Origin of the sequence: Undibacterium sp. GrIS 1.8 (genome assembly GCF_040544445.1) — a bacterium.
GTDB lineage: Bacteria > Pseudomonadota > Gammaproteobacteria > Burkholderiales > Burkholderiaceae_D > Undibacterium.
In genome coordinates this window covers 1-1,292 of sequence record NZ_JBEONQ010000131.1, presented here as the reverse complement: position 1 = coordinate 1,292, position 1,292 = coordinate 1, and the positions used below count along the sequence as shown (strand labels likewise).

1 protein-coding gene and 1 pseudogene are annotated in these 1,292 nt (G+C 45.0%); both read left to right on the top strand.

Going from position 1 to position 1,292, the window contains the following annotated elements; all coding sequences use genetic code 11:
- Positions 1 to 277, top strand: a pseudogene (locus tag AAKU64_RS22500) (methyl-accepting chemotaxis protein); the annotation flags it as partial.
- Positions 278 to 892: 615 nt separating this feature from the next.
- On the top strand, positions 893 to 1,292 hold a 400-nt coding region (locus AAKU64_RS22495), incomplete at its 3' end, for an IS6 family transposase (protein ID WP_354363101.1).

The window sequence follows — 1,292 nt, the reverse complement described above, 5'->3', positions numbered from 1 at the left end:
AATTGCCAGCGGTACCAAAGTGGTCGAGCAAGCGGGTACCACAATGACCACGATGGTGACTAATGCCAAACAAATTAATGTTTATCTTAGCGATATTTCATCTGCCTCACGTGAACAAGCCTTGGGGGTCACTCAGGTGGCGGCAGCGGTTCATGCGTTAGACGAAGACACGCAACAAAATGCAGCACTAGTAGAGCAAACGACAGCCGCATCTGGTGCGTTGACACAGCAGGCGGAGACCTTGCAACATGAAATTGCTAATTTCAAGGTTTCTTAAAGGATTGCCCATTAAAATACTTCGAATTGTTTTTCACCCGCCATAAAGAATTTTTTGCGGATTCGATTGCGCCTCGTTACATACATTTCTTTTAAATCTCTAACTTGTAATCGCTACCTACTCTACATTTCTGCATTTTGACAATCCCGTTTGCGACAATTCAGACAGTCTGCAACCCTTTCTGAATCTAAGACTTAAAAAGTGTGATTACAGTTTTGCTCAATACTCTCACTTTTTTTCTGCCACTTCTTGACAGTATTGAGCGATGAGTTTGATCACCATTTAGTTTCGCTGGGATTCAGACGTTCTTGGTAAAAAAATGGATTACTTTGTCGTAAGCTGCAGGTGTTTATCGACTTAATGTCACATGAAGAAAAACATTATTATTCTGTTCTATTTGCTATTAAAACAGTTGCAATCGCATCAATTTTAAATACGAGTCGACGGAAAAGATATGAAGAAAGTAATCGATGACCGTGTCAGTGACTCCATTAAAAGTAAGCACCTGGCGAACCCATCTTGAGTCCCTGCGTTAAATCACAGAGTATCGTGGGTTCTGTCGCAATAAGCCGTCTCTGTTAGACTGCCGATCCGACAAAATTTGTGATTCATGTAATGATAGACGAGCTACGCAAGGTACTCAAACGAATGCATTATCCGCTTGAAGTAATGCTGACCTGCGTGCGCTGGTACGCAGCCTACCCGCTGAGTCTTCGCCATGTCGAAGAAATGATGGCGGAGCGTGGTGTATTCGTTGATCATTCAGCGGTCAGCCGCTGGGCGATTCGACTTCTGCCGTTACTGGAAAAGATATTCAGAAAGCACAAGCACCCGGTCGGTGGAAGCTGGCGGATGGACGAGACTTATATCAAGGTCAAAGGCGCCTGGAAATACCTCTATCGTGCAGTGGACAAGGAAGGCAAGACGATTGATTTTCTCTTGACCCCCAAGCGGGACAAGGCAGCAGCCAGACGGTTTTTCGACAAAGCCATGGAGGCGAACGGCACACCTGCAA